Source organism: Pseudomonas putida (assembly GCF_002025705.1).
Classification (GTDB): Bacteria; Pseudomonadota; Gammaproteobacteria; order Pseudomonadales; family Pseudomonadaceae; genus Aquipseudomonas; species Aquipseudomonas putida_J.
Genome location: NZ_CP018846.1, coordinates 148,861 through 174,542 on the forward strand (window position 1 = coordinate 148,861; position 25,682 = coordinate 174,542).

Genomic DNA, 25,682 nt, shown 5'->3' on the forward strand with positions numbered 1-25,682 from the left:
CGGCCCCTGTGGGAGCGGCTTTAGCCGCGAAGGGGCCGGTGTGGTCAGCCCGCCTTGTAAGCCTCTAGCGCTTTAAGCCGCTCACCCTTGAGCGCCTCGCCCAGGCCTTGCCCGGTCAACCCGGCTTCCACCAGTGGCTTCACATCCACCGAGCGGGCTGCAGCCGCTGCTCCACGCAGATAATCGCCCTGTGGATAACTTTCACAGGTGGCCATCTCACACGCCGCAATGAAATCCTCGAAGCGCTGCGGCCGCCGATAAACGTCGAACTTCTGCAGCATTTCCAGCAATTTTGTAGGCGTTAGCTGCAAAGCTTTGTCGGCGTGCCCAGCAAATTCCCCCACCAGCAAGGCCAATTCCTGGCATTCACGCGGCGCCTTGAAACGCTGATTGAGCGCTTTGATCGCTGCTGGCTCCAGGCCGCGCAACAAGCAAGCCCAGCGCACCGCCAGCGTTTGCTGATGCTGAGCCGCCCGCTGTAGTGCCGCCAGCGTATCTGCGCCATGCTCCAGCTCCGGCATCAATTCGTTCAGGGCGCCACATGCGCGCAGCACCTGGATGAATACCTGCGGCTGGCTTTCCATCAGCGCCCGCTCGATTTCCTTCCAGCTACGCTCAGCCGTAAGCGCCTCCAGTTCGCCCGATTCGGCGATCTGGCGCATCAGTGCCAATGTTTCATCGGCCACACGAAAGCCCAGTGGCGCATAGCGCGCGGCAAAGCGGGCAACGCGCAGCACACGCAAGGGGTCTTCGGCGAACGCCGGGGAAACATGGCGCAGGATGCGTTGCTCGAGATCAGCCTGGCCGTGGTATGGATCGTAAACCATGCCCTGATCATCCTCGGCCATCGCATTGATGGTCAGGTCGCGGCGGATCAGGTCTTCTTCCAGTGTCACGTCCGGGCTTGCGTGAAAAGTGAACCCGCCATAACCGCGCCCGCTCTTGCGCTCGGTGCGCGCCAAAGCATATTCCTCGCCTGTCTTCGGATGCAGGAAAACCGGGAAATCGGCGCCGACCGGGCGAAAGCCCCTGTCGTGCATTTCTTCGACCGTGGCGCCGACCACCAGCCAGTCGATATCGCTGACCGGGCGCCCTAGCAGGCGGTCGCGTACAGCGCCGCCGACTTTGTAGATGTGCATGTGCAGCCTCCATTACTGCCCACAGGATACCCTGTCGGCAGTAATGGCGGTGCATCAGAGGTGATGTATGACGGCGAGGTCCATGCGCCCGTAGTCGCCGCTTTCGGCATGCTCCCCGCGCGGCGGCATGTGATGAGTCTTGACTACCTGGTCGCCCTGTACGGTCTCCAGGTGGATATCGAAGCCCCACAGACGATGTAGGTGCTTGAGTACTTCATCGGTGGAATCGCCTAGCGGTTTGCGGTTGTGTTGCTGGTGACGCAGGGTCAGCGAGCGATCGCCACGGCGGTCGATGCTCCAGATCTGCACGTTGGGTTCGCGGTTGCCGAGGTTGTACTGGGCTGCCAGTTGCTCGCGAATGATCCGGTAACCGGCCTCGTCATGGATTGCCGGCACCAGCAGGTCGTCGCGCTGGTCGTCATCGAGGATGCTGAACAGCTTCAGGTCGCGCATCACCTTGGGTGAAAGGTACTGCAGGATGAAGCTCTCGTCCTTGAAGCTGCTCATGGCGAACTTGATGGTAGAAAGCCAGTCGCTGCCTGCAATGTCGGGGAACCAGTGGCGATCTTCCTCTGTTGGGTTCTCGCACATGCGGCGGATATCGGTGTACATGGCAAAGCCTAGCGCGTACGGGTTGATGCCGCTGTAGTACGGGCTGTCGAAGCCGGGCTGGAACACCACACTGGTGTGCGACTGCAGGAACTCCATCATGAAGCCTTCGGTGATCAGGCCCTCGTCGTACAGGTCGTTCATCAGGGTGTAGTGCCAGAAGGTCGCCCAGCCTTCGTTCATCACCTGGGTCTGGCGCTGCGGGTAGAAGTACTGGGCGATCTTGCGCACGATGCGCACCACTTCGCGCTGCCAGGGTTCCAGCAGCGGGGCGTTTTTCTCGATGAAGTAGAGGATGTTTTCCTGAGGCTCCGAGGGGAAGCGTGCATCGTCGCGCTCACCACCTTTTTCGGCGCTCTTGGGAATCGTGCGCCAAAGGTCGTTGATCTGCCGTTGCAGGTGCTCTTCACGGTCTTTCTGGCGCCGGCGCTCTTCTTCGGCGGAGATCGGATAGGGGCGTTTGTAGCGATCGACGCCATAGTTCATCAGGGCGTGGCAGGAGTCGATCAGGTCTTCCACGGCATCGATGCCGTGGCGTTCCTCGCACTGGGCGATGTACTGCTTGGCGAACACCAGGTAGTCGATGATCGAGGTGGCATCGGTCCAGGTGCGGAACAGGTAGTTACCCTTGAAGAAGCTGTTGTGGCCATAGCAGGCGTGGGCAATCACCAGTGCCTGCATGCACATGGTGTTTTCTTCCATCAGGTAGGCGATGCACGGATCGGAGTTGATCACGATTTCGTAGGCCAGGCCCATCTGCCCCCGGCTGTAGGACTTCTCGGTACTGAGGAACTGCTTGCCGTAGGACCAGTGGTGATAACCCAGCGGCATGCCGACGGAGGCGTAGGCGTCCATCATCTGCTCGGCGGTGATCACCTCGATCTGATTGGGGTAGGTGTCCAGGGCGTAACGCTCGGCCAGCCGGCTGATTTCCCGATCGTAGGTCTGGATCAGCTCGAACGTCCACTCGGACCCGGTGGAAATGGGTTGGCGTCTCTGTGCTCTGGCGGTCATGTGGCTAACCTGCGCTGGAAGAGTTCACGGAAGACCGGGTAGATGTCGCCGGCCGATACCAACTGCTGCTGGGCGAATGTGTCGGGGAAAGCCTCGCCGATTCGCTCGTACTCGTACCACAACGCCTGGTGCTCACGCGGGGTGATCTCAACGTAAGTGTAGTACTGCACATGCGGCATGATCTGCTTGGACAGGATGTCGCGGCAGATCGGCGAGTCGTCGTTCCAGTTGTCGCCGTCAGAGGCCTGGGCGGCATAGATGTTCCAGTCAGCGGCCGGGTAACGTTCGGCCATGATCTCCTGCATCATCTTCAGCGCGCTGGAGACGATGGTGCCGCCGGTTTCCCGAGAGTAGAAAAACTCTTCCTCGTCGACTTCGCGGGCGCTGGTGTGGTGGCGGATGAACACCACCTCGATGCGGTCGTAGTTACGCTTGAGGAACAGGTACAGCAGGATGAAGAAGCGTTTGGCGATGTCCTTGGTGGCCTGGGTCATCGAGCCGGACACGTCCATCAGGCAGAACATCACCGCCTTGGAGCTGGGGTTGGGCTGCTTGACCAGCAGGTTGTACTTGAGGTCGAAGGTGTCGAGGAAGGGCAGGCGGTTGATGCGCGCCTTGAGCCGTTCGATTTCCTGTTCGGTTTCCTGGATATCGGTGAAGTTGTCTGGCTCCTCGACTTTCAGCCGGTCCAGTTCCTTCTGTGCCTCGCGCAGCAGCGCACGGCTGCTGCCGGTCAGGGCGATACGCCGGGCATGGGCCGAGCGCAAGGTGCGGACAATGTTGATGCGTGACGGGTTACCCTCGTTGGCGATACCGGCACGCACGGTCTTGAAGGTGTCGGCGCCAGTCAGGTGGCGTTTGACCAGGTTGGGCAGTTCGAGGTCTTCGAACATGAATTCGAGGAACTCTTCCTGGGTGATCTGGAAGACGAAGTCGTCCATGCCATCGCCGGAGTTACCGGCTTTGCCGCGGCCACCGCCACCCCCGCCGCCCTGAGGCCTGGGGATATGCTCGCCGGCGGTGAATTCCTTGTTGCCTGGGTGCACGATGGTCTGCTTCCCGCCACGCCCATGGTGCAGCACCGGTTCATCGATGTCCCGTCCCGGAATGCTGATCTGCTCGCCGTGTTCCATGTCCATGATGGAACGGCGGCTTACGGCCTCTTCGACGGCCTTCTTGATGTGCTCACGGTAACGCCGCAGGAAGCGCTGGCGGTTGACCGTGCTCTTGTTCTTGCCGTTCAGGCGTCGGTCGATAACGTAGCTCATGGTCCCTCCGGTGACTGGATGCAGCTGCAAGCCACAAGCTTCAAACTGCAAGAAAGAGCAGCCACCGCTGCTGCAAGCTGCGACGCAGGCCGGAGCACTGACGCCGAGCAGCTTGCAGCTTGCGGCTAGAAGCTTGCCGCTTTATTGCGATTTCCTGACCCGCAGGTACCATTCCGACAGCAGGCGCACCTGTTTGTCGGTGTAGCCGCGCTCCACCATCCGCGTGACGAAGTCGTTGTGCTTCTGTTGATCCTCCTTGCTGGCCTTGGCGTTGAAGCTGATGACCGGCAGCAGGTCTTCGGTGTTGGAGAACATTTTCTTCTCGATCACCACCCGCAGCTTCTCGTAGCTGAGCCAGCTCGGATTCTTGCCGTTGTTGTTGGCGCGGGCACGCAGCACGAAGTTGACGATCTCGTTGCGGAAGTCCTTCGGATTGCTGATGCCTGCCGGTTTCTCGATCTTCTCCAGCTCTTCGTTGAGGGCAATACGATTGAGGATCTCGCCGGTTTCCGGGTCGCGGTATTCCTGGTCCTGGATCCAGAAGTCGGCGTACAGCACATAGCGGTCGAAGATGTTCTGGCCGTATTCGCTGTAGGACTCGAGGTAGGCGGTCTGGATTTCCTTGCCGATGAACTCGATGTAGCGCGGTGCCAGGTATTCCTTCAGGTAGCGCAGGTAGCGCTCGCGCACCTCGGCAGGGAACTGTTCCTGCTCGATCTGTTGCTCCAGCACATACAGCAGGTGCACCGGGTTGGCCGCCACTTCATGCGGGTCGAAGTTAAACACCTTGGAGAGAATCTTGAAGGCGAAGCGGGTCGACAGGCCGTTCATGCCTTCGTCAACGCCCGCAGCATCGCGGTACTCCTGGATCGACTTGGCTTTCGGGTCGGTATCCTTGAGGTTTTCGCCGTCGTAGACGCGCATCTTCGAGTAGATGTTGGAGTTTTCCGGCTCCTTGAGGCGCGAGAGCACGGTGAACTGGGCGAGCATCTTGAGGGTATCCGGCGCGCAATGGGCCTTGGCCAGCGAGCTGTTGACCAGCAGCTTGTCGTAGATCTTGATTTCATCGCTGACGCGCAGGCAGTAGGGCACCTTGACGATGTAGATCCGGTCGATGAACGCCTCGTTGTTCTTGTTGTTGCGGAAGGTGTGCCACTCCGATTCGTTGGAGTGGGCCAGCAGGATACCGGTGTAGGGAATGGCGCCAAGGCCTTCGGTACTGTTGTAGTTGCCTTCCTGGGTGGCGGTGAGCAAAGGGTGCAGGACCTTGATCGGCGCCTTGAACATTTCGACGAATTCCATCAGGCCCTGGTTGGCCCGGCACAGCGCGCCCGAGTAGCTGTAGGCATCGGCGTCGTTCTGCGGGAATTCTTCGAGTTTGCGGATATCCACCTTGCCGACCAGGGCAGAGATGTCCTGGTTGTTTTCGTCTCCCGGCTCGGTCTTGGCGATAGCGATCTGGTTGAGGATCGAAGGGTACAGCTTCACCACCCTGAACTTGCTGATATCGCCGCCGAATTCCTGCAGGCGCTTGGTGGCCCAAGGCGACATGATGGTGTTCAGGTAGCGCCGCGAGATGCCGTACTCTTCCTCGAGAATGGCCCCGTCTTCGGTGGCGTTGAACAAGCCCAGTGGGGACTCGAATACCGGCGAGCCCTTGATTGCGTAGAAGGGCACCTTTTCCATCAGCTGCTTGAGTTTCTCGGCCAGCGACGATTTACCACCGCCTACCGGGCCCAGCAGATAGAGGATCTGTTTCTTCTCTTCCAGGCCTTGGGCGGCGTGGCGGAAGTATGAAACGATCTGGTCGATGCACTCTTCCATGCCATGGAAGTCGGCAAAGGCCGGATACCGGCGAATAACCTTGTTGGAGAAGATTCGCGACAGCCTGGAGTTGCTGGAGGTGTCGATCAGTTCTGGCTCACCGATGGCCAGCAATAGCCGTTCAGCCGCCGATGCGTAGGCACTGCGATCCTCTTTGCACAGCTCGAGGTACTCCTGCAGCGAGAGTTCTTCCTGGCGCGTAGACTCGAAGCGTTGTTGGAAGTGGCTAAAAATACTCATGACGTCACCTCGCTCGATACGTGGAGACGACGCCGGATCAGTCAGCTGATGCTGGCATGCAACCGGGTTCGCCGATTGCTGTATACCCCCCAGAACACCCTGAAACGCTACCGATGACCCGCACGCCGGTGTACCGGCTCTCCCCTTTTTTTGGATGGCCTGCGCTTAAGAATAGTTGGTTATCCGCAAGGTCAAGGGCGTGCGGTGGAGAAGTTGCGAACGACCGTTCGTCAGGTAGGCTGCAAGCCCGCGTGGGGCGCGGGCTGCAGTAAAAATGAAAAATTATTCGGCAGCGCCCTGGGCGGTCTCGGCCGGGTAGGTGGTGCGCCAAAGTTCGAAGCCGCCATCGACGCTGTACACGTCGGAGAAGCCCTGGCCGACCAGGTAGGCGGCTGCGCTCTGGCTGGAATTGCCGTGGTAGCAGACCACCAGGGTCGGGGCATCCAGGTCGGCGTTGCGGATGAACTCGGCGACCGAATGGTTATCCAGATGCCTGGCACCTGTGATGTGGCCGGCGGCAAAGGCTTGCGAGTCGCGAATGTCGACGACTACCGCACCTTGCGCGCGCAGGGCCAGGGCCTGCTCGGGAGGGATGCGCTTGAATTCGCTCATGGGTACGGCTTCCTTCAGGGGTGATCGTTGAGTGTAGGTGTTTAGGCGGGGAGGCGTAAGTTGCCGTCGTCGGCGCAGTCGCAGCGGTGGTATTCGCCGCTGTCGACGTTGTACAGGGTCATGGCACCGCCCCACACGCAGCCAGTGTCGAGGGCGATGATGCCGGGCTTGTCGACCTGGCCCTGTAGCGCGGCCCAGTGGCCGAAGATGATCTTCACGTGGCGCGAGCGGCGCTCCTTGTGCGCAAACCAGGGCTTGTAGCCTTTGGGAGCGGTGTCCAGGCCTTCCTTGCTCTTGAGGTCGAGCTTGCCTGCCGCTGTGCAGAACCGCATGCGCGTGAGGTAATTGGTGATTACCCGCAGGCGCTCGACGCCAGTGAGGCTTTTGCTCCACTTGTTCGGCTCGTTGCCGTACATGCCGTCCAGGTAGGGTTGCAGGCGGTTGTCGTCGCGCAGCACTTGCTCGACTTCTTCTGCCAGTTGCAGCGCCTGGCCGAGTGTCCATTGTGGTGGGATGCCGGCATGGACGAGGGCGATGCCACGGGGTTCGTCGTAATGCAGCAGTTTTTGCTGGCGCAACCAGTCGAGCAGCCGGTCGGCGTCCGGCGCCTCGATGATCTCGCGCAGGGTGTCGCTTTTCTTCAGGCGTTCGACGTTGTGCCAGGCGGCCAGCAAGTGCAGGTCATGGTTGCCCAGCACGCACACTAGCGACTGGCGGATCGAATAGAGATATCGCAGGGTTTCGAGCGACTCGGGGCCGCGGTTGACCAGGTCGCCGACCAGCCACAGGCGGTCGACCGCCGGGTTGAAGTCGACCCGTGCGAGCAGGCACTTGAGCGGTTCCAGGCAGCCTTGCAGGTCTCCGACGGCGTAAGTGGCCATCAGTGCAGCGCCCCGGGGACCGCGAGACGAAAGGGTGCGATGTCGGCTTCGAAGCGCTTGCCGTCTTCGGCGAACATCTCATAGCTGCCCTGCATGGTGCCGACGCGCGTGCTGATTACCGCACCACTGCTGTAGGTATGGCTCTGGCCGGGTTCGATGGTCGGCTGCTGGCCGACTACACCGGCGCCGCGTACCTCCTCGACTTCGCCATCACCGTTGGTGATCAGCCAGTGGCGCGACAGCAGCTTGGCTTTGACCGAGCCGTTGTTTTGCACGGTGATGGTGTAGGCGAAGGCGAAGCGACTGCTTTCGGGGTCGGATTGGTCTTTCAGGTAACGGGTCACGACGCTGACGTCGATCTGATAGCGAGGGTCGGACATGCAAGGGCCTTGGGCGAACTGACGCAATAATGCAGTCTAGGCCATTGGGAGGGGGGAGAGCCAGCGGTCTGGGGATCGGGGATTTGCCTGGTCAGTGCCGGTATGTTCGCGGGCAAGCCGGCTCCCAAAGGATCCACCACATTTGAGGTGGGTGGCGTACCAGAGGGAGCAAGCTTGCCCGCGAAAGGGCCGGTACAGGCTGAATCAGCCTTGCTGAGCAGCCAACTGGTCGGCCAGGCGCACGAAGGCTGCCAGGTCCAGCTGTTCAGGGCGCAGGCTGCCATCAACGCCGGCGGCCTCGATGGCTGCGCTGTCGAGCAGGCCTTTCATGGTATTGCGCAGGGTCTTGCGACGCTGGTTGAACGCTTCGCGCACCACCTGTTCCAGCAACTTCGCATCCTTGGCCGGATGTGGCAGTACTTCGTGCGGCACCAGGCGCACGATCGCCGAATCGACCTTCGGCGGCGGGTTGAACGCGCCTGGGCCAACGTTGAACAGGTGTTCCACACGGCAGTGGTACTGCACCATGATCGACAGGCGGCCCCAATCGCCACCGCCTGGGCCGGCAGCCATGCGCTCGACCACTTCCTTCTGCAGCATGAAGTGCATGTCACGGATCAGCCCGGCGTGGCTGAGCAGGTGGAAGATCAGCGGGGTAGAGATGTTGTAGGGCAGGTTGCCGACCACCTTGAGGCTGCGTGGCGGCACGCCTAGCTGGTTGAAGTCGAACTTCAGGGCATCGCCCTGGTGCAGGCGGAAGTTGTCGCGCCCGGCGAACTTGTGCTGCAGGATCGGCACCAGGTCCTTGTCCAGCTCGACCACGTCCAGCTGTGCGCCGCTGCCCAGCAGGCCCTCGGTCAGGGCACCCTGGCCCGGGCCGATCTCCAGCAGGTGTTCGCCGGCCTTGGCGTTGATGGCACGCAGGATGCGGTCGATGATGCCGGCGTCGTGCAGGAAGTTCTGGCCAAAGCGCTTGCGCGCCTTGTGTTGGTATTGCTCGTTCATGGTCGGTTCTCGGCCATCTGGTAGGCGGTTTCCAGGGCGACGCGCAGGCTGCCGGTGTCGACCTTGCCGCTGCCGGCAAGGTCCAAAGCAGTGCCGTGGTCAACCGATGTGCGGATGATCGGCAGGCCCAAGGTCACGTTGACTGCGGCGCCAAAGCCCTTGTACTTGAGTACGGGCAGGCCCTGGTCGTGGTACATCGCCAGCACCGCGTCGCAGTGCTCCAGATATTTGGGGGTAAACAGGGTATCGGCCGGCAGTGGGCCGCGCAGGTCCATGCCTTCGGTACGCAGGCGGGCCAGCGTCGGCTCGATGATGTCGATTTCTTCGCGGCCAAGATGGCCGCCTTCCCCGGCATGCGGGTTGAGGCCGCAAACCAGGATGCGCGGGTTGGCAATGCCGAACTTGTCACGCATGTCGGCGTGCAGGATGCGGGTGACCCGCTCCACGCGCTCGGCAGTGATGGCGTCGGCAATGTCCCGCAGGGGCAGGTGCGTGGTCACCAGGGCTACACGCAGGCCGCGGGTGGCCAGCATCATCACTACCTGGGCGGTGTGGGTCAGGTCGGCAAGGAATTCGGTATGGCCGGAGAAGGCAATACCGCTTTCATTGATCACGCCCTTGTGTACGGGTGCGGTGATCATCCCGGCGAATTGCCCGTCAAGGCAACCTTGGCCAGCACGGGTCAGCGTTTCCAGTACGAATGCTGCGTTGGCCTTGTCCAGCTGGCCTGGCAACACTGGTGCTGCCAAAGGTGTGTCCCACACGTACAAACTGCCAGCAGGTGCCGGCTGGTCGGGCCATTGGCCCGGCACTACCGGCAGCAGGTTGACAGCCAGCCCCAGCTGCGTGGCCCGCTCGGCGAGCAGGTCACGGCTGGTGATGGCGATCAGGGGATGGGGCTGGGCGTCTGCGGCGAGCAGCAGGCACAGGTCGGGGCCTATGCCGGCTGGTTCGCCGGGGGTGACGGCGAAGCGCAGGGGCTTCACTGTGCGGCCTGGTCAGCGCCAGGCAGCTTGATTTCAACGTAGGCTTCGTCGCGGATCTGGCGCAGCCAGGTCTGCAGCTCTTCGTCGTACTTGCGGTTGCGCAGCACGTTCATGGCCTGTTGCTCACGCGCCTGCTCGGTGCTGTCGGTGGCACGGCGGCCCAGCACTTCCAGAACGTGCCAGCCGTACTGGGTCTTGAACGGTTTGGTCACAACACCTTGCTGGGCGTTGGCCATCTGCTCGCGGAACTCCGGTACCAGGCTGTTCGGGTCGACCCAGTTGAGATCGCCGCCGTTGAGTGCGGAACCCGGGTCTTCCGAGAAGCTCTTCGCCAGCTCGCCGAAGTCCTCACCGTTCTGGATGCGGTCGTACAGGCGCTCGGCCAGCTGCTTGGTGGCCGCTTCGCTGCGGATTTCGCTCGGCTTGATCAGGATGTGGCGAACATGCACTTCGTCACGCAGCACGTTCTCGCCGCCACCACGCTTCTCCTCGAGCTTGAGCAGGATGAAGCCGTTAGGGATGCGGATTGGCTGGGTGATGTCGCCTACCGCCATGCTGCTGAGCATCTTGGCGAAGTCCGGTGGCAGCTGGGCGGCTTTACGCCAGCCCATTTCACCACCCTCAAGGGCGTTTTCGCTGGCCGAGTTGGCAATCGCCACCTGGCCGAAGTCCGCGCCCTGGCGCAGTTGCTGGTAGAGGTCGCCGACCTTGCGCGCAGCTTTCTGGATGTCGTCCGAATTGGCGGCTTCCGGGGTCGGGATGAGGATGTTGGCCAGGCGGTACTCTTCCGACATCTGCATCTTGCCCATGTCCGAGTTGAGGAAGTTCTTCACTTCCTGCTCGGAGACCTGGATGCGCTCGGCAACGCGGCGCTGGCGCACGCGGCTGATGATCATCTCGCGCTTGACCTGCTCACGGGCATCATCGAACGACAGGCCGTCGTGGGCGAGGGCGGCGCGGAACTGCTCCAGGGACATGCCATTGCGCTGGGCAATGGTGCCGATGGCCTGGTTCAGCTCTTCGTCGGTGATGCGAATGCCCGAACGTTCGCCAATCTGCAACTGCAGGTTCTCGACGATCAGGCGTTCCAGTACCTGCTGCTCCAGTGCGCCGGTCGGCGGCACGCCGCCGCCGCGCTTGGCGATGGTTTGCTGCACCTCGTGGACACGCTGGTCCAGTTGGCTCTGCATGACCACGTCGTTGTCGACGATGGCCACTACGCGGTCCAGGGGTTGTACCGCGGCATGCACCGCGCCACTCAGCAATGCAGCGCCCAGCAACACCGGGCGCAGTCGATCAATAAGCTTGTTCTTCACGAGTACGATAGCCTTGAATGCCTTGGTCGAGGAACGATTCGACTTTATTGCCCACTACACCACCTAGGCCTTTCAGCACGACCTGCAGGAAGATGCCGTGGTCACCTTTTTCGTTTTGCGGTGTTGCCTGGCTGAAGTCGTCGCTGTCGACCCAGTAACGGTTGATCAGGCGCAGCTTCCAGCAGCAGTTGTCGTACTCGAAGCCGCCCATGGCTTCCAGGGTACGGTTGCGGTTGTAGTCATGCTGCCAGCGGGCAATTACGCTCCATTGCGGCACGATCGGCCAGATGACCGAGAAGTCGTGCTGCTGGATCTTGTAGTAATCCTTGATGAAATTGTCGGTGCCAGGTGTGCCATAGTCGCCGCCGCCCACTTTCCAGGTACCGGTGGTGGAGTCATAGGCAATGGTGTCGTTGCGGTAGCGATAGCCGAAGTTGACCACCTTGTTCGGGTTGTCTTCAGGCTGGTAATGGAACATCGCGCTGCCCGAGCGGGTGCTGCGGCTGTCCGGGTCCCAGTTGAAGTCCGAATTGAAGCGCCAGTCGCGGTTGAAGTAGTAGTTGTACAGCAACGCGTATGGCGATACATCCGACTGCGAGTCCTTGCGGGTACGGTAGTCGATGCCTGGCAGCTGGACCTTGCGGTCCTTGAAGTAGTAAGCCTGACCGATGCTGAAGTTCTGGCGTTCGAAGCCATTATCTTCGATCCAACGGGTAGTCACACCCAGCGACAGCTTGTTCTCGTCGCCGATGCGGTCGCTACCGCTGAAACGGTTGTCACGGAACAGGGAGTCATAGCTGAACAGCGTTTCACCTGAGTCGAACAGAGGGATATCCGTCTGGTCCTTGTACGGGACATAGAGGTAGTAGAGTCGCGGTTCGAGGGTCTGGCGGTAATTGGTTCCGAACAGCGAAGTATTGCGGTCGAAGTACAGGCCGCTGTCCACGCTGAGGATCGGGATGTCGCGATTCTGGTTGCTCTTGAAGTCGCCAAACAGATCACGGGTGGCGTCGCTGCTGTTGGCAACGTCACTTTTGCCCTTGCCATCCAGATCCAGATCGTAATGGGTGTACATGTACTTCAGCTTCGGCGTGATGTAGCCGTAGCTGGCGTTCATCGGCAAGCTGATCGACGGCGCGACGTTCAGGCGGGTACCGTTGGCACGGGCGACGCCGAAGACGTTCTCATCGAGTCGACGGCCAGCGGCACCTGCGCTGAGGTCCGGATTGCCATCTTTATCAGTGACGAAGTCGTTCTTCAGGTCACGATCAAAGCGTACAGCCTCGGTCTCATAGCCAAAGTTCAAGCCGCCTGGCTGGAATGGCAATGTACCTTTGAAGGTGATCTGCGGCAGCTTGTCGTACGGGGTGATTTGCGACAAGGTCGCCATCTCGTACGCTTGTGCATTCAAGCGAGCGGTGTAGGTGTCGCCACGCCAGGTCAGGGCACCTTGCTGATTGACCACGTCCTGGCTCTTTACGCCGATCTGGTCGGTTTCCAGGTCCTGGAAGTAGAACGGATCGCTGATGTCGGTGTAGTCGACTTCAGTCAGCAGGCGCTCGTCCAGGCCACCTTTGTGCTGCCAGTTGACCATCCAGCGTTCTTTCTTGTAGTCCGTCTGCAGCTTGCGGTCGTCGTCCTCGTCGTTGAGGTACGCGCCACCGAACTGACCTTCGCTGGACTTGGTCAGGTAGCGGAACTCGCCTTCCATCAGCATGCCGCGCTTGGTCATGTAGCGCGGGTACAACGTGGCATCGTAGTTCGGCGCCAGGTTGAAGTAGTAAGGCGTGACCAGCATGAAGCCGGTATCGCTGGTGCTGCTGAACGACGGCGGCAGGAAGCCGGACTGGCGACGGTCGTCGATCGGGAAGTAGATGTACGGTGTGTAGAGCACCGGGAAATCTTTGACCCGCAGGGTGACGTTGGTCGCGGTACCGAAACCGGTTGCCGGGTTCAGGGTGATGTTGTTGCCCTTCAGCTGCCAGGCGTTGCTGCCCGGTTCGCAGGTGGTGTACGTACCGTCCTTGAGACGGATGATGGCGTTTTCGCCACGCTTGGCGTACAGGGCGTTGCCGCGAATGTGCGACTTGTGCATCACGTATTCGGCGTTGTCGACCTGGGCTTCGCCGGTGTCGAGCTGGATCTGGGCCTCGTCACCGACCACCAGCGAGCCATTGTCGCGAATCTTGACGTTGCCCTTGAGCTCGCCACGGTTCTCGGCCTGGTACAGGTTGGCCTCGTCGGCTTCGGCCTGCATGCTGCCCTGGCGCATCACCACGTCACCGGCGAGGGTAGCGATCTGCTGCTCCTGCTGGTATTTGGATACCTTGGCGTTGATGTAGGTCGGCGACTCATCCTTGGGGGTGGAGTCGGCCATGCCTGGGCGAGTGGGCTCGATGTACGCGCCACCGCAGTACGGGCCGGTTTCAGCCAGCTGCGCTGCAGTGAGCTTTTCGCGTGGAACCCAGTCAAGGTGGCTGTAGTCTTCGCTGCGCGACTTCAGGCCGCGGCCCTTGGCCTCGGTGACCAGCATGGGCTTGTCTGCACTTTCGGCCTCGGCCGGCTCGGCTTCAGTGCCGGAAGTGAGCGCGGCACCTTCATGCACCGGGCGCGGAGGCAGGTTGTTGACTGGGGTCTTGGGCTTGCAGTCCCAACCACCGGAGGCGGACACTTGGCAGTCGAACTGCTCGGCTGCCACCACATAAGAGGTGGCCAGAGGTTGCATGGCCAGCAGACCGCCGGTTACCAGCAACGGAAACTTTCTACGAAATGCGGGGGATTTCAATGCCATCTTATTAGTCCGGGCTTCCTGCGTGCCATCTGCCCGCGTGTGGGGCCGCACGCCTCTCGATGGTCTGAAAAAGATGCTGGATAATAAAGCATGACCCGCTTGACGGCTAGGGCCGTCGGAGACCCTTGTAATGCCTGAACACGATGTACGCCTGCAACAACTGACTGTCTGGCTCCATGAGCAGCTCGATCAACTTTTCCGCGAAAACGCCTGGGGCGAGGTGCCCGAGGGCAGCCTGACCGCCGCCAGCAGCGATGCCAGCTTCCGCCGTTACTTCCGCTGGCAGGGTGCAGGCCACAGTTTCGTGATCATGGACGCGCCGCCGCCTCAGGAAAACTGCCGACCATTCGTCGCCATCGACCATCTGCTGGCCGGTGCCGGCGTGCATGTGCCGCAGATCCATGCGCAGGACCTGGAGCGCGGTTTTCTGTTGCTGGGTGACCTGGGTCACCAGACATACCTTGACATCATTAATGGCGACAACGCCGATGCATTGTTCGCCGATGCGATAGACGCGCTGCTGGCCTTCCAGCGCCTGCCGATGGATGCGCCACTGCCCAGCTACGATGACGCCTTGCTGCGCCGTGAAGTCGAGCTGTTCCCGGAATGGTACGTAGGTCGTGAGCTCGGCCTGGTCTTCAGCGATGCGCAGAAGGCCAGCTGGCAACGTATCAGCCAGTTGCTGATCGACAGCGCCCTGGCCCAGCCCAAAGTGCTGGTGCACCGTGACTACATGCCGCGCAACCTGATGCAGAGCACGCCCAACCCAGGCGTGCTGGACTTCCAGGACGCGGTTTACGGCCCGGTTACCTACGACATCACTTGCCTGTTCAAGGACGCTTTCCTCAGTTGGCCGCAAGCCCAGGTCGAAGGCTGGCTGCGCCGCTACTGGGACCAGGCGCGCGCCGCGGGCATTGCGGTGCAGCCGGTGTTCGACGACTTCCAGCGTGCCAGTGACCTGATGGGCGTGCAGCGCCACCTCAAGGTGATCGGTATTTTCGCGCGAATTTGCCACCGTGATGGAAAACCGCGTTATCTGGCCGACGTCCCGCGATTCTTCGCCTATATAGATGAAGTGGTCAGCCGTCGCCCGGAGCTTGCCGAACTGGGCCAGCTGATCGCCGATTTGCAAGCCGGAGCGCGTGCATGAAGGCGATGATTCTTGCAGCAGGCAAAGGCGAGCGCATGCGCCCGCTGACCCTGCATACCCCAAAACCGCTGGTACCAGTCGCGGGTCAGCCACTGATCGAGTATCACCTGCGCGCGCTGGCGGCGGCCGGGTTTACCGAGGTGGTGATCAACCACGCCTGGCTTGGCCAGCAGATCGAAGACCATCTTGGCGATGGCAGCCGGTTCGGCTTGCACATCCGCTACTCGGCCGAAGGTGAGCCGCTGGAAACCGGCGGCGGAATCTTCAAGGCCTTGCCATTGCTGGGGAACGAGCCATTCGCCCTGATCAATGGCGATGTCTGGACCGACTATGACCTTGCCCGCTTGCGCGCGCCGCTGCACGGGCTGGCGCATCTGGTTCTGGTCGATAACCCAGGCCATCACGGCCGAGGCGACTTCCGCCTGGACGGCGAACGGGTGGTCGATGGTGACGAGGCTCCCGGCACGCTGACCTTCAGCGGCCTTTCGGTGTTGCACCCGGCATTGTTCGATGGCTGCCAGGCGGGCGCTTTCAAGCTGGCACCGTTGCTGCGCCAGGCAATGGCGTCGGGCCAGGTGAGTGGCGAGCACTACTGTGGCCACTGGGTGGATGTCGGCACCCTGGAGCGCCTGGCCGAGGCCGAGCGCTTGATCGGCGAGCGCGCCTGACATGTGGTGGCCAGGCACGGTAATCGGGTTGGGCGCAGGCTTTGCGGTCGCCAGTATTCCCGGCGCGTTGCTCGGTGCCTTGCTGGGCCAGGCGATGGACCGACGCATCCGCCTTCAGGGTTGGGAAGACATGCGCGAGCGCTTGGGGGGGCGCCCGGCCCTGCCAGACGATGAGTTGCTGTTCGTGCTGCTCGGGCGGCTGGCCAAGAGCGATGGCCGTGTGGCCGAGCAGCACATCCAGCAGGCGCGCCAGGAAATGGTCCGCCTGGACATGACCGAGGCCGCGCGTTTGCGGGCAATTGCCGCGTTCAACCGGGGCAAGGCCGGCAAGGAGCGGTTGGCCGGCCACCTGCGCCGCATCCGGCTGCAGCCGCATGCCGCCGAAGGCACCTTGCGTGCTTGCTGGCGCATGGCCTGGGCCGATGGCAAAGCCGGGCGGCACGAGCGCGAACTGCTGCTGGAATGGGGGCACAAGCTTGGCCTCAGCCGGCGTCAGGTGCAGGCGATGTCGCTGGAGTATGAGCCGCGCAAGGCACCGGTGTCGGGCGCAGTGATGAACTATGCGTCAGCCCTGCGCTTGCTGGGCGTCGAGGCCGACACTGAGGGCGATCAGGTCAAGCAGGCTTACCGGCGCCTGGTCAGCAAGCATCACCCGGACAAGCTGGCGGGCAGCGGGGCAAGCGAGGCGCAAGTGCGCGAGGCGACCGAGCGGACTCGCGAACTGCACCAGGCCTACGCCATCGTTCGCAAGCGGCGCGGGTTCTAAAGGCCCGTTCGCGGCGGGCCGCCGCAACTGCAAGCCCGCTTCCACAGGCATTGCATGCGATCCTGTGGGGGCGGGCTTGCTCGCGAACAGGGCCCTGGCAGGCTTACTGTTGCGGGTTCATCCAGCCCCGAACCCTGCGGAACAGCTGCTCCTGCTCACCGTCCTTGTTGGCCGGCATGGCAATCAGCGACAGCTGCTTGTACTGGCTGTCCTTCTGCCGCTTGCTGGCCTGCAGGCGCTGCGCTGCAGCATTGCGGTCGCCGGTACGCGTGGCGTAGTAAAGGTCGGCCGTTGGCACCTTCAGGGTTGGCGTCAGGCTTTCCAGGTCATGCTCGACCCGGGCCGGCGTCTGAGCGGCAACCATCACCAGCTTCTGCACCTGTGGCGGTTGCTTCTCGCTCAGGTAGCGCGCGGCCCAATAGGCGCCGCTGCCGTGGCCGATCAACACGATGCTGCGTGAGCTGTGCTGCTGGGCATAGGCCACGGCGGCATCCAGGCGAGCGAAGATGCGTTCGGCGTCGGCCACGTCGTTCTGCTCGTCGGCTTGCTCGGCGTCGGTGCTTTCCGCGGTGTCGGCGTCGGCGGCGGTGGCTTGGGCGACGTTGGCGTTGGCGTCGGCGGGGGTGTCCTTGGATGGAGCTGTTTCGCCCGCTTTCTTCTCGGGCTCTGCCGCTGGCTTGGCCTCGACCCGTGCCTGGGGGGCGTCGGCGAGCAGGTCGGGCAGGCTCACGCTCAGGCTGTGCCAGCCGATATCCGGGAACTTGCGCCGCAGCGGGCCGACCACATTGGGCCAGTCGGCGTTTTCGCCAGCGCCAGGGACGATGATCACGGCACCCTGCGGATCACTGTCGTTGGCCGGCTTCCACAAGGCCAGGAAGCTGTCCGCTCCGGCCTGCAGGGTCTGTTGTTCGGCCTTCGGTGCCAGGCGTTCCAGGGCTTGCGCATCTTCCTGGCTGCGCTCCAGCAGGGGCGGGCGTGGCGCCGGAGCGGCGGGCGCTTCGGCCGTCGCCTCCGGTTTTGTGGCGTCAGCGGCCAGGGCGCCGAGTGGTAAGAGCGAGGCCAGGCAGCACATTGCCAGCGTCGTGCGATAAAGTGTGGACATGAATCAACCCAAGGCCAGAATGATACCGGCAGCCTAATAGTATTTGCCCGCGACGGCCATGCTGCATGGCCGTCCTTGCCAAGACGAGCGTGTAGATGAAGCGATTGCGTCGCCTGTTGGTTATCGGCTGGTTGTGCCTGCCCTTGACCGCGTTGGCACGGCCGGACGTGCTACCGGCGGTAGCACTGGAGCCTGCCCAGCAGCAATGGCTCGATAGCCACCGCAGCCTGCGTGTCGGCCTGGTGCTGCAGGCGCCCTACGCGCAGTTTGATCGCCGCCTGCAGCAGCTTTATGGCGCCAACGTCGAGTTGGTGAACGGGTTGGGGCAGGCACTGGGCCTTGATCTGACCTGGCGCAACTTCGCTGACCAGGCCAGCCTTGAACATGCGCTGCAGGCGGGTGAGATCGATTTTGCCCCAGGCCTGACGCAAACACCTGCAACCCTGCGCCTGTGGCTGTTCAGCGACCCTTACATGCGGGTGCCGCAGCTGGTGGTGGGGCCACGTACCGGGGCGATGGCCGTGGAGCTGGAAAAGCTCGATGCTGAGAGCCGGGTCGCGGTGCGTATGCCCAGCGCCTTGGCCGACTACCTGCGCGGCAATTACAGTGGCCTCAACCTGCAGGGCGTGCCCAGTGAGCGCGAGGCCTTGCAGTTGGTGGTCGGTGGCCAGGCCAGTTACGCCGTGCTAGATGAAGCACAACTGAGCCGGCTGTCACGCGAGAGCGAGTTCGCCGAACTGGTGGTGGTGGGCGATATCGGCTTGCCGCAGTTGCTGCGGGTGGGTTCGCGACGTGATTGGCCGGTGCTTGCCGATGTGCTCGAACGCGGGTTGCAGGCCATGCCGGCCAAGGAGCTGGAACAGCTTCACCAGCGCTGGTTGCAGCCTAAATACCCGCGCTTGAGCGAGTCGCCTGGTTTCTGGCAGAACCTGGCCTTGTTGTTCGGCCTGTTGCTGCTGTGTGCCCTGGCCACGCTGATATGGCAGCGTCGGCAGCAGCGCCAGCTGGAACGTAGCCTGCTGGCCGCGCGGGAAAGCCTGACCGAGCGGCAGGGGCGCGAAGAGGCGCTGCGCCTGAGCCAGTTCGCCATCGATCAGAGCACGGTGGGTATCCTCTGGGTCAACTGGGACAGCCATGTGCGTTACGCCAACCATGCGGTGGAGGGCATGCTCGGCTATGCCGAGGCCCAGTTGCTGGAGCGCCCGCTGATCGATTTCGAGCCGAACCTGACCATGGATCGCTGGCTCGAACTGTGGAAGGGGGCGCGCGCCGGCGATGGCGGTGCGCGGCAGTTCGAAACCCAGTGCCGGCGCGCCGATGGCAGCTTGTTGCCGGTGGAGTTGTCGCTCAGTTTCCTGCGCTTTCGCGATGCCGAATACCTGGTGGTGTACCTCGCCGATGTCACCGAGCGCCATCGCGCCCTGGCGGCATTGCGCGAAAGTGAAGCGCGGCTCAAGGGCATCGCAGGCAACGTGCCAGGCCTGGTGTTCCGCCTCGAGCCTGCGCCTGCCGAAGGTGAGCCGGAATTCCCTTACATCAGCGAGGGCAGCGAAGCACTGGTCGGCTACACCCCCGCGCAGATCCAGCACCCGCTGATGGGGCTGCGCAACCTCGTTCATCCAGACGATCGGGCGAACTATCACCAGGTACAGGATCTGGCTATCGCCGGCGATCAGGACTGGTCGTGGCAGGGGCGTATTCTTACCCGCCAGGGCGAGCAACGCTGGGCCGACATCAAGGCCAGTGCGCGCCGTTTGCCCAATGGCCGTGTGGCCTGGGACGGTGTCGTCTGGGACATCACCCAAGGCAAGCGTGCCGAGATGGCGTTGGCCCAGTCGCAGGAACAGCTGCGCGAACTGTCGGCGCACCTTGAAAGCGTGCGCGAAGAAGAGAAGGCCCGCATCGCCCGTGAAGTGCATGACGAGCTGGGGCAGATGTTGACCGTGCTCAAGCTGGAAGTGTCGATGTGCGAGCTGGCCTTCGCCGAACTCGACCCCGGGTTGCACGAACGCCTGGGCAGCATGAAGCGCCTGATTGCCCAGCTGTTCCAGCTGGTGCGCGACGTTGCCACCGCGCTGCGCCCACCGATCCTCGACGCGGGCATCGCCTCGGCCATCGAATGGCAGGCGCGGCGCTTCGAAGCGCGCACGCAGATACCCTGCCTGGTGCAGGTACCGGATAATCTGCCAGCATTGAGCGATGCCAAAGCCACCGGCCTGTTTCGCATCTTGCAGGAGGCGCTGACCAATGTGATGCGCCATGCCCAGGCGCACAGTGTGGAAATCGAGCTGGTGCGTGAGGGCGGGCAACTGCGCATGACCGTCAGCGACGATGGCTCCGGGTTCTGCCGTGACCAGCCCAGGCCCACATCGTTCGGCCTGGTCGGCGTGCGTGAGCGGGTGCTGATGCTCGGTGGCAGCATGGCGTTGGACAGTGAACCAGGCGAGGGCACCAGCCTGAGCGTGGCCATTCCCTTGGAGTAGGAGAGCAAGCGTGATTCGAGTGCTGGTGGCCGAAGACCACACCATTGTCCGGGAAGGCATCAAACAGCTGATTGGCCTGGCCAAGGACATGCAGGTGGCAGGGGAGGCCGGAAATGGCGAGCAGTTGCTCGAGACGTTGCGCCACACACCCTGCGAGGTGGTGTTGCTGGATATCTCCATGCCGGGGGTGAGCGGCCTGGAGGCGATCCCGCGTATTCGTGCGCTGCACGATGCCCCGGCGATCCTGATGCTGTCGATGCACGACGAGGCGCAGATGGCTGCCCGTGCGCTGAAGGCCGGCGCCGCCGGTTATGCGACCAAGGACAGCGACCCGGCCCTGCTGCTGACGGCCATTCGCCGGGTCGCGAGCGGTGGGCGTTACATCGACCCGGCGCTGGCGGACCGGATGGTCTTCGAGGTAGGCCTGACCGAAACCCGGCCGCTGCATACGTTGCTCTCCGAGCGTGAATTCTCGGTGTTCGAGCGCCTGGCCCAAGGGGCCAATGTCAACGACATCGCCCAGCAACTGGCGCTGTCGAGCAAGACCATCAGCACCCACAAGGCCAGGCTGATGCAGAAGCTCAAGGTCAATTCGCTGGCGGAGCTGGTGAAGTACGCCATGGAGCACAAGCTGGTCTGAGTGTTCTGATCGCGACAGCTGCCATATCCGGCACAGTGGTGAACCCTGTGGGAGCGGTTTTCCCCGCGAAAGGGCCGGGCCTGCCATCTGCGGCGTCTGGGCTGGCCTCTTCGCGGGTAAACCCGCTCCCACAGGGACTCATGTCTGTGCTGAAAGCGCCGTGCTTGTAGGGCAATCCCTACAGGAAATCTTCCAGCCGGATGATGGCATTCTCTCAGTACCGCCGATTTCCGGGCGCTTGCGGCTCTTCTACTCTTTTGCCTACGCAGTCATTCCAACAAGAAGGTGCAGGCATGAGCGAGGCGAATTCGAACGCTGCCACCAGCGAGACGCTGGTCAGCTTCCGTGGTGTGCAGAAGAGCTACGACGGCGAATCGCTGATCGTCAAAGACCTCAACCTGGACATTCGCAAGGGTGAATTCCTCACCCTGCTCGGCCCCTCCGGTTCGGGCAAGACCACCAGCCTGATGATGCTGGCTGGTTTCGAAACCCCCACCGCCGGTGAAATCCAGCTGGCCGGGCGCTCGATCAACAACGTGCCGCCGCACAAGCGCGACATCGGCATGGTGTTCCAGAACTACGCATTGTTCCCACACATGACCGTGGCCGAAAACCTGGCCTTCCCGCTGACCGTGCGCGGTCTGAGCAAGACCGACATCAGCGAACGGGTCAAGCGTGTGCTGAACATGGTCCAGCTCGATGCCTTCGCCAAGCGCTATCCGGGCCAGCTTTCCGGTGGTCAGCAACAGCGTGTGGCGCTGGCCCGGGCGCTGGTGTTCGAGCCACAGCTGGTGCTGATGGACGAACCGCTGGGCGCCCTCGACAAGCAACTGCGTGAACACATGCAGATGGAGATCAAGCACATTCACCAGCGCCTGGGCGTGACGGTGGTCTACGTGACCCACGACCAGGGCGAGGCGCTGACCATGTCCGACCGCGTGGCGGTGTTCCATCAGGGCGAGATCCAGCAGATCGCCGACCCGCGCACCCTCTATGAAGAACCGTGCAATACCTTTGTCGCCAACTTCATCGGCGAGAACAACCGCATCAACGGCACCCTGCTGGCCAGCGATGGCAAGCGTTGCCAGGTGCAGCTGGCACGCGGCGAGCGGGTCGAGGCGCTGGCGGTGAATGTTGGCCAGGCCGGCGAACCAGTGACCCTGTCGGTACGCCCCGAGCGCGTGCGCCTCAATGGCCACAGCGAAAGCTGCGTCAACCGCTTCTCCGGCCGTGTGGCCGAGTTCATCTACCTGGGCGACCACGTACGGGTGCGCCTGGAAGTCTGCGGCAAGGCCGACTTCTTCGTGAAGCAGCCGATCGCCGAGCTCGACCCGGCGCTGGCCGTGGGCGATGTGGTACCGCTGGGCTGGGAGGTGGAGCACGCCCGCGCGCTCGATCCGATTGCCGAAGCCCACTGATGGATTGCTTCACCAACCCTGTACTGTGGAGAGAATAATAATGCGCAAGCAGTTGAAACTGACCGCACTGGCCCTCGGCCTGTGCGCCGCCGGCCAGAGCATGGCAGCGGACCTGACCGTGGTCTCCTTCGGCGGTGCCAACAAGGCGGCCCAGGTCAAGGCGTTCTATGAGCCATGGGAGAAGGCCGGCAAGGGCAAGATCGTCGCGGGCGAGTACAACGGTGAAATGGCCAAGGTCAAAGCCATGGTCGACACCAACAGCGTGTCGTGGAACCTGGTGGAGGTGGAATCGCCAGAGCTGGCGCGTGGCTGCGACGAAGGCATGTTCGAAGAGCTCGACCCGGCACTGTTCGGCAACGAGTCCGATTACGTGAAGGGCGCCATCCAGCCATGCGGCGTGGGCTTCTTCGTCTGGTCGACGGTGCTGGCCTACAACGCCGACAAGCTCAAGACCGCACCCACCAGCTGGGCCGACTTCTGGGACACCAAGAAATTCCCAGGCAAGCGTGGCCTGCGCAAGGGCGCCAAGTACACCCTTGAATTCGCCCTGATGGCCGACGGCGTTGCGCCGAAGGACGTATATCAGGTGCTGGCCACCAAGGAAGGCGTGGACCGTGCCTTCAAGAAGCTCGACGAACTCAAACCGAGCATCCAGTGGTGGGAAGCTGGCGCCCAGCCGCCACAGTACCTGGCGTCGGGTGACGTGGTCATGAGTTCCGCCTACAACGGCCGCATCGCCGCTGTGCAGAAAGAGAGCAACCTCAAAGTGGTGTGGAACGGCGGCATCTACGACTTCGACGCCTGGGCGATCCCGAAAGGTGCCAAGGATGTGGAAGAAGCGAAGAAGTTCATCGCCTACACCGTGCAGCCGGAACAGCAGAAGACTTACTCCGAGAACATCGCCTACGGCCCGGCCAACTCAAAGGCCGTGCCACTGCTGGCCGATGCGGTGAAAAAAGACATGCCGACCACGCCTGAGAACATTGCCAATCAGGTACAGATCGACGTGGCCTTCTGGGCCGACAACAGCGAACAGCTGGAGCAACGCTTCAACGCCTGGGCGGCGAAGAAGTAAACGACCAGCGTTAGGGGCCGCGTTGCGGCCCATCGCTGGCAAGCCAGCTCCCACAGGGACCGCACCATCTCTGAAGTCGGTGCGCCACCTGTGAAAGAGATTCCACAGGGATCAGAAGCTTCCAAGCCAGTGCAGTACCTGTGGGAGCCGGGCTAGCCGGCGATGGGCTGCGCAGCAGCCCCAATTTCAGCCTGTATCGCGGAGTTCGCCATGGCCATTGCAGTGCCCCTCAACGAAGGCGCAGGTCCAAGTCTCAAGCAGCGCCTCAAGCGTGCCGAGCGGGTCAACCGCTGGAAGGCGCAGGCGTTGATCGCGCCGCTGGCGCTGTTTCTCTTGCTGGTGTTCCTGGTGCCGATCGCGGCGCTACTGTACAAGAGCGTCGGCAACCCGGAAGTGGTTGGCGGCCTGCCGCGCACGGTTGAAGTGATCAGCCAGTGGGACGGCAAGAGCCTGCCCGGCGAAGACGTTTACAAGGCGCTGAGCCAGGACCTGGCCGAATCGCGCAAGAACCAGACCCTGGGCGACCTCTCCAAACGCCTGAACATGGAACTGGCCGGCTATCGCAGCCTGCTGGCCAAGACTGCACGGGCGCTGCCGTTCAAGGCCGAGCCTGCCTCTTACAAAGATGCCTTGCAGGCGCTCGACGAGCGTTGGGGCGACCCGGCCTACTGGCAGGCGATCCGCCGTAATACCAGTTCGGTGACCTCGTTCTACCTGTTGGCTTCGCTCGACCACCGTATCGATGACCTCGGCGAGCTGGCCAAAGCCACCCCCGACCAGGCCATCTACCTGGATATCTTTGCCCGCACCCTGTGGATGGGTGTGGTGATTACCGCCATCTGCCTGGTGCTGGCCTATCCGCTTGCCTACCTGCTGGCCAACCTGCCGACCCGCCAGAGCAACCTGCTGATGATCCTGGTGCTGCTGCCGTTCTGGACTTCGATCCTGGTGCGGGTGGCGGCGTGGATCGTGCTGTTGCAGTCCGGCGGCCTGATCAACAGTGCACTGATGGCCATGGGCATCATCGACCAGCCGCTGGAACTGGTGTTCAACCGCACCGGTGTGTACATCTCAATGGTGCATATTCTGCTGCCGTTCATGATCCTGCCGCTTTACAGCGTGATGAAGGGCATTTCGCCGAGCTACATGCGCGCGGCAATTTCGTTGGGCTGCCACCCGTTTGCCAGCTTCTGGCGGGTGTACTTCCCGCAGACCTACGCTGGCGTGGGAGCCGGTTGCCTGCTGGTGTTCATCCTGGCCATCGGCTACTACATCACCCCGGCGCTGCTCGGCAGCCCGAACGACCAGATGGTCAGCTACTTCGTCGCCTTCTACACCAACACCAGCATCAACTGGGGCATGGCCACCGCCCTGGGCGGGCTGTTGCTGCTGGCGACCGTGCTGCTGTACCTGATCTATAGCTGGCTGGTCGGCGCCAGCCGCCTGCGCCTGAGCTGAGGAGCCTTGAGATGCTGAGCCCCTACATGTCGCCCGTCGAACGGGTATGGTTCTACACCCTGCGCATCCTTTGCGGCCTGATCCTGCTGTTCCTGGTGCTGCCGGTGCTGGTGATCGTGCCCCTGTCGTTCAACAGTGGCAGCTTCCTGGTGTACCCGCTGCAGGGCTTCTCGCTGCAGTGGTACCACGACTTCTTCGCCTCGGCCGAGTGGATGCGGGCGCTGAAGAACAGCATCATCGTCGCGCCGGCGGCCACGGTGCTGGCGATGGTCTTTGGCACCTTGGCATCGATCGGCCTGACCCGTGGCGATTTCCCCGGCAAATCGCTGGTGATGGCGCTGGTGATTTCGCCGATGGTGGTGCCGGTGGTGATCATCGGCGTGGCCAGCTATCTGTTCTTCGCCCCACTGGGCCTGGGCAACAGTTTCATCTCGCTGATTCTGGTGCATGCGGTACTGGGTGTGCCGTTCGTCATCATCACCGTGTCGGCGACCTTGCAGGGCTTCAATTACAACCTGGTACGTGCGGCAGCTAGCTTGGGCGCCTCGCCATTGCTAACCTTCCGTCGGGTGACCTTGCCGCTGATTGCCCCCGGGGTGATCTCGGGAGCGCTGTTTGCCTTTGCCACCTCGTTCGATGAAGTGGTGGTGACACTGTTCCTCGCCGGGCCCGAGCAGGCGACCCTGCCGCGGCAGATGTTCAGCGGCATTCGCGAGAACCTCAGCCCGACCATTGCTGCCGCAGCGACTTTGCTGATCGCGTTCTCGGTGGTGCTGTTGCTGACCCTGGAGTGGCTGCGCGGGCGTAGCGAGAAGCTCAGGACTCAGCAACCTGCCTGATGATGTGTTGCCTGTTCC

General features: G+C 62.4%; 21 protein-coding genes. 9 read left to right on the forward strand and 12 right to left on the reverse strand.

The window, feature by feature from the left end; translation table 11 throughout:
- Positions 1 to 44: 44 nt before the first annotated feature.
- From BUQ73_RS00665 to BUQ73_RS00715, 11 genes are all read right to left on the reverse strand, one after another.
- Positions 45 to 1,139, reverse strand: coding sequence for a multifunctional CCA addition/repair protein (locus tag BUQ73_RS00665; RefSeq protein ID WP_079226314.1), 1,095 nt, complete (start codon positions 1,137 to 1,139; stop codon positions 45 to 47).
- Between the two features lie 54 nt (positions 1,140 to 1,193).
- Positions 1,194 to 2,762, reverse strand: coding sequence for a SpoVR family protein (locus BUQ73_RS00670; RefSeq protein ID WP_079226315.1), 1,569 nt, complete (start codon positions 2,760 to 2,762; stop codon positions 1,194 to 1,196).
- Positions 2,759 to 4,030 carry a YeaH/YhbH family protein gene (locus BUQ73_RS00675; protein ID WP_079226316.1) on the reverse strand — a complete coding sequence of 424 codons (1,272 nt, stop codon included), beginning with the start codon at positions 4,028 to 4,030 and terminating at the stop codon, positions 2,759 to 2,761. Before BUQ73_RS00675 ends, BUQ73_RS00670 begins: the two co-directional genes overlap by 4 nt.
- Before the next feature lie 141 nt (positions 4,031 to 4,171).
- Positions 4,172 to 6,094 (reverse strand): PrkA family serine protein kinase, encoded by a 1,923-nt coding sequence (locus tag BUQ73_RS00680; RefSeq protein WP_060484777.1) that lies wholly within the window; start codon positions 6,092 to 6,094, stop codon positions 4,172 to 4,174.
- A gap of 282 nt (positions 6,095 to 6,376) precedes the next feature.
- Positions 6,377 to 6,706: a thiosulfate sulfurtransferase GlpE gene (gene glpE, locus BUQ73_RS00685; RefSeq protein ID WP_027917465.1), complete on the reverse strand. Its 330-nt coding sequence runs from the start codon at positions 6,704 to 6,706 to the stop codon at positions 6,377 to 6,379.
- A gap of 41 nt (positions 6,707 to 6,747) precedes the next feature.
- Positions 6,748 to 7,587, reverse strand: a complete 840-nt coding sequence (locus BUQ73_RS00690; protein ID WP_079226317.1) for a symmetrical bis(5'-nucleosyl)-tetraphosphatase — start codon at positions 7,585 to 7,587, stop codon at positions 6,748 to 6,750.
- Entirely contained in the window at positions 7,587 to 7,967 is a 381-nt protein-coding gene (gene apaG / locus BUQ73_RS00695; protein ID WP_027917463.1) for a Co2+/Mg2+ efflux protein ApaG, read from the reverse strand. Before apaG ends, BUQ73_RS00690 begins: the two co-directional genes overlap by 1 nt.
- A 204-nt stretch (positions 7,968 to 8,171) precedes the next feature.
- The gene (gene rsmA, locus BUQ73_RS00700) at positions 8,172 to 8,972 is read right to left on the reverse strand and encodes a 16S rRNA (adenine(1518)-N(6)/adenine(1519)-N(6))-dimethyltransferase RsmA (RefSeq protein WP_079226318.1); all 801 of its coding nucleotides are present in this window, start codon (positions 8,970 to 8,972) and stop codon (positions 8,172 to 8,174) included.
- Positions 8,969 to 9,958 carry a 4-hydroxythreonine-4-phosphate dehydrogenase PdxA gene (pdxA, locus tag BUQ73_RS00705; RefSeq protein WP_079226319.1) on the reverse strand — a complete coding sequence of 330 codons (990 nt, stop codon included), beginning with the start codon at positions 9,956 to 9,958 and terminating at the stop codon, positions 8,969 to 8,971. The genes rsmA and pdxA overlap by 4 nt, the downstream gene beginning before the upstream one ends.
- On the reverse strand, positions 9,955 to 11,274 hold the full coding sequence (locus BUQ73_RS00710; protein WP_079226320.1) for a peptidylprolyl isomerase: 1,320 nt from the start codon (positions 11,272 to 11,274) through the stop codon (positions 9,955 to 9,957). The genes pdxA and BUQ73_RS00710 overlap by 4 nt, the downstream gene beginning before the upstream one ends.
- Positions 11,255 to 14,065 (reverse strand): LPS-assembly protein LptD, encoded by a 2,811-nt coding sequence (locus tag BUQ73_RS00715; protein ID WP_079226321.1) that lies wholly within the window; start codon positions 14,063 to 14,065, stop codon positions 11,255 to 11,257. Before BUQ73_RS00715 ends, BUQ73_RS00710 begins: the two co-directional genes overlap by 20 nt.
- Positions 14,066 to 14,195: 130 nt before the next feature.
- Between BUQ73_RS00715 and BUQ73_RS00720 the strand changes: the two genes are divergently transcribed.
- From BUQ73_RS00720 to BUQ73_RS00730, 3 genes are read left to right on the forward strand one after another with little or no spacing between them, the layout of a single operon-like run.
- Positions 14,196 to 15,215 carry an aminoglycoside phosphotransferase family protein gene (locus BUQ73_RS00720; RefSeq protein ID WP_079226322.1) on the forward strand — a complete coding sequence of 340 codons (1,020 nt, stop codon included), beginning with the start codon at positions 14,196 to 14,198 and terminating at the stop codon, positions 15,213 to 15,215.
- Positions 15,212 to 15,883: an N-acetylmuramate alpha-1-phosphate uridylyltransferase MurU gene (murU, locus tag BUQ73_RS00725; protein WP_079226323.1), complete on the forward strand. Its 672-nt coding sequence runs from the start codon at positions 15,212 to 15,214 to the stop codon at positions 15,881 to 15,883. The genes BUQ73_RS00720 and murU overlap by 4 nt, the downstream gene beginning before the upstream one ends.
- A gap of 1 nt (position 15,884) precedes the next feature.
- Positions 15,885 to 16,649 carry a TerB family tellurite resistance protein gene (locus tag BUQ73_RS00730; protein WP_079226324.1) on the forward strand — a complete coding sequence of 255 codons (765 nt, stop codon included), beginning with the start codon at positions 15,885 to 15,887 and terminating at the stop codon, positions 16,647 to 16,649.
- A 103-nt stretch (positions 16,650 to 16,752) separates the two neighbouring features.
- Here the strand turns inward: BUQ73_RS00730 and BUQ73_RS00735 are convergent, their stop codons facing one another.
- Positions 16,753 to 17,751, reverse strand: a complete 999-nt coding sequence (locus BUQ73_RS00735; protein WP_079226325.1) for an alpha/beta hydrolase family protein — start codon at positions 17,749 to 17,751, stop codon at positions 16,753 to 16,755.
- 95 nt (positions 17,752 to 17,846) lie between these two features.
- On the opposite strand from BUQ73_RS00735, the gene BUQ73_RS00740 reads away from it, so the two are divergent.
- The 6 genes from BUQ73_RS00740 to BUQ73_RS00765 all read left to right on the forward strand — a co-directional run bounded on the left by BUQ73_RS00740 (position 17,847) and on the right by BUQ73_RS00765 (position 25,664).
- Positions 17,847 to 20,234, forward strand: a complete 2,388-nt coding sequence (locus BUQ73_RS00740) for a PAS domain S-box protein (RefSeq protein ID WP_079226326.1) — start codon at positions 17,847 to 17,849, stop codon at positions 20,232 to 20,234.
- A gap of 10 nt (positions 20,235 to 20,244) precedes the next feature.
- On the forward strand, positions 20,245 to 20,874 hold the full coding sequence (locus tag BUQ73_RS00745; protein ID WP_027917453.1) for a response regulator transcription factor: 630 nt from the start codon (positions 20,245 to 20,247) through the stop codon (positions 20,872 to 20,874).
- Between the two features lie 293 nt (positions 20,875 to 21,167).
- Positions 21,168 to 22,292: an ABC transporter ATP-binding protein gene (locus BUQ73_RS00750; RefSeq protein ID WP_079226327.1), complete on the forward strand. Its 1,125-nt coding sequence runs from the start codon at positions 21,168 to 21,170 to the stop codon at positions 22,290 to 22,292.
- Positions 22,293 to 22,332: 40 nt separating this feature from the next.
- Positions 22,333 to 23,367 (forward strand): ABC transporter substrate-binding protein, encoded by a 1,035-nt coding sequence (locus tag BUQ73_RS00755; RefSeq protein ID WP_079226328.1) that lies wholly within the window; start codon positions 22,333 to 22,335, stop codon positions 23,365 to 23,367.
- Between the two features lie 210 nt (positions 23,368 to 23,577).
- Positions 23,578 to 24,825 carry an ABC transporter permease gene (locus BUQ73_RS00760; protein WP_027917450.1) on the forward strand — a complete coding sequence of 416 codons (1,248 nt, stop codon included), beginning with the start codon at positions 23,578 to 23,580 and terminating at the stop codon, positions 24,823 to 24,825.
- 11 nt (positions 24,826 to 24,836) lie between these two features.
- Positions 24,837 to 25,664, forward strand: coding sequence for an ABC transporter permease (locus tag BUQ73_RS00765; protein ID WP_079226329.1), 828 nt, complete (start codon positions 24,837 to 24,839; stop codon positions 25,662 to 25,664).
- Positions 25,665 to 25,682 lie beyond the last annotated feature (18 nt).

What these genes read in the sequence shown, in the direction of transcription:
- BUQ73_RS00750 (WP_079226327.1), top strand. Translation starts at nt 21,168, where the DNA reads ATGAGCGAGGCGAATTCGAACGCTGCCACCAGCGAGACGCTGGTCAGC.
- BUQ73_RS00720 (WP_079226322.1), top strand. Translation starts at nt 14,196, where the DNA reads ATGCCTGAACACGATGTACGCCTGCAACAACTGACTGTCTGGCTCCAT.
- BUQ73_RS00765 (WP_079226329.1), top strand. Translation starts at nt 24,837, where the DNA reads ATGCTGAGCCCCTACATGTCGCCCGTCGAACGGGTATGGTTCTACACC.
- glpE (WP_027917465.1), bottom strand. Translation starts at nt 6,706, where the DNA reads ATGAGCGAATTCAAGCGCATCCCTCCCGAGCAGGCCCTGGCCCTGCGC.
- murU (WP_079226323.1), top strand. Translation starts at nt 15,212, where the DNA reads ATGAAGGCGATGATTCTTGCAGCAGGCAAAGGCGAGCGCATGCGCCCG.
- BUQ73_RS00715 (WP_079226321.1), bottom strand. Translation starts at nt 14,065, where the DNA reads ATGGCATTGAAATCCCCCGCATTTCGTAGAAAGTTTCCGTTGCTGGTA.
- BUQ73_RS00730 (WP_079226324.1), top strand. Translation starts at nt 15,885, where the DNA reads ATGTGGTGGCCAGGCACGGTAATCGGGTTGGGCGCAGGCTTTGCGGTC.
- BUQ73_RS00675 (WP_079226316.1), bottom strand. Translation starts at nt 4,030, where the DNA reads ATGAGCTACGTTATCGACCGACGCCTGAACGGCAAGAACAAGAGCACG.
- BUQ73_RS00680 (WP_060484777.1), bottom strand. Translation starts at nt 6,094, where the DNA reads ATGAGTATTTTTAGCCACTTCCAACAACGCTTCGAGTCTACGCGCCAG.
- BUQ73_RS00760 (WP_027917450.1), top strand. Translation starts at nt 23,578, where the DNA reads ATGGCCATTGCAGTGCCCCTCAACGAAGGCGCAGGTCCAAGTCTCAAG.
- BUQ73_RS00670 (WP_079226315.1), bottom strand. Translation starts at nt 2,762, where the DNA reads ATGACCGCCAGAGCACAGAGACGCCAACCCATTTCCACCGGGTCCGAG.
- rsmA (WP_079226318.1), bottom strand. Translation starts at nt 8,972, where the DNA reads ATGAACGAGCAATACCAACACAAGGCGCGCAAGCGCTTTGGCCAGAAC.
- BUQ73_RS00690 (WP_079226317.1), bottom strand. Translation starts at nt 7,587, where the DNA reads ATGGCCACTTACGCCGTCGGAGACCTGCAAGGCTGCCTGGAACCGCTC.
- BUQ73_RS00735 (WP_079226325.1), bottom strand. Translation starts at nt 17,751, where the DNA reads ATGTCCACACTTTATCGCACGACGCTGGCAATGTGCTGCCTGGCCTCG.
- BUQ73_RS00755 (WP_079226328.1), top strand. Translation starts at nt 22,333, where the DNA reads ATGCGCAAGCAGTTGAAACTGACCGCACTGGCCCTCGGCCTGTGCGCC.
- BUQ73_RS00665 (WP_079226314.1), bottom strand. Translation starts at nt 1,139, where the DNA reads ATGCACATCTACAAAGTCGGCGGCGCTGTACGCGACCGCCTGCTAGGG.
- BUQ73_RS00740 (WP_079226326.1), top strand. Translation starts at nt 17,847, where the DNA reads ATGAAGCGATTGCGTCGCCTGTTGGTTATCGGCTGGTTGTGCCTGCCC.
- apaG (WP_027917463.1), bottom strand. Translation starts at nt 7,967, where the DNA reads ATGTCCGACCCTCGCTATCAGATCGACGTCAGCGTCGTGACCCGTTAC.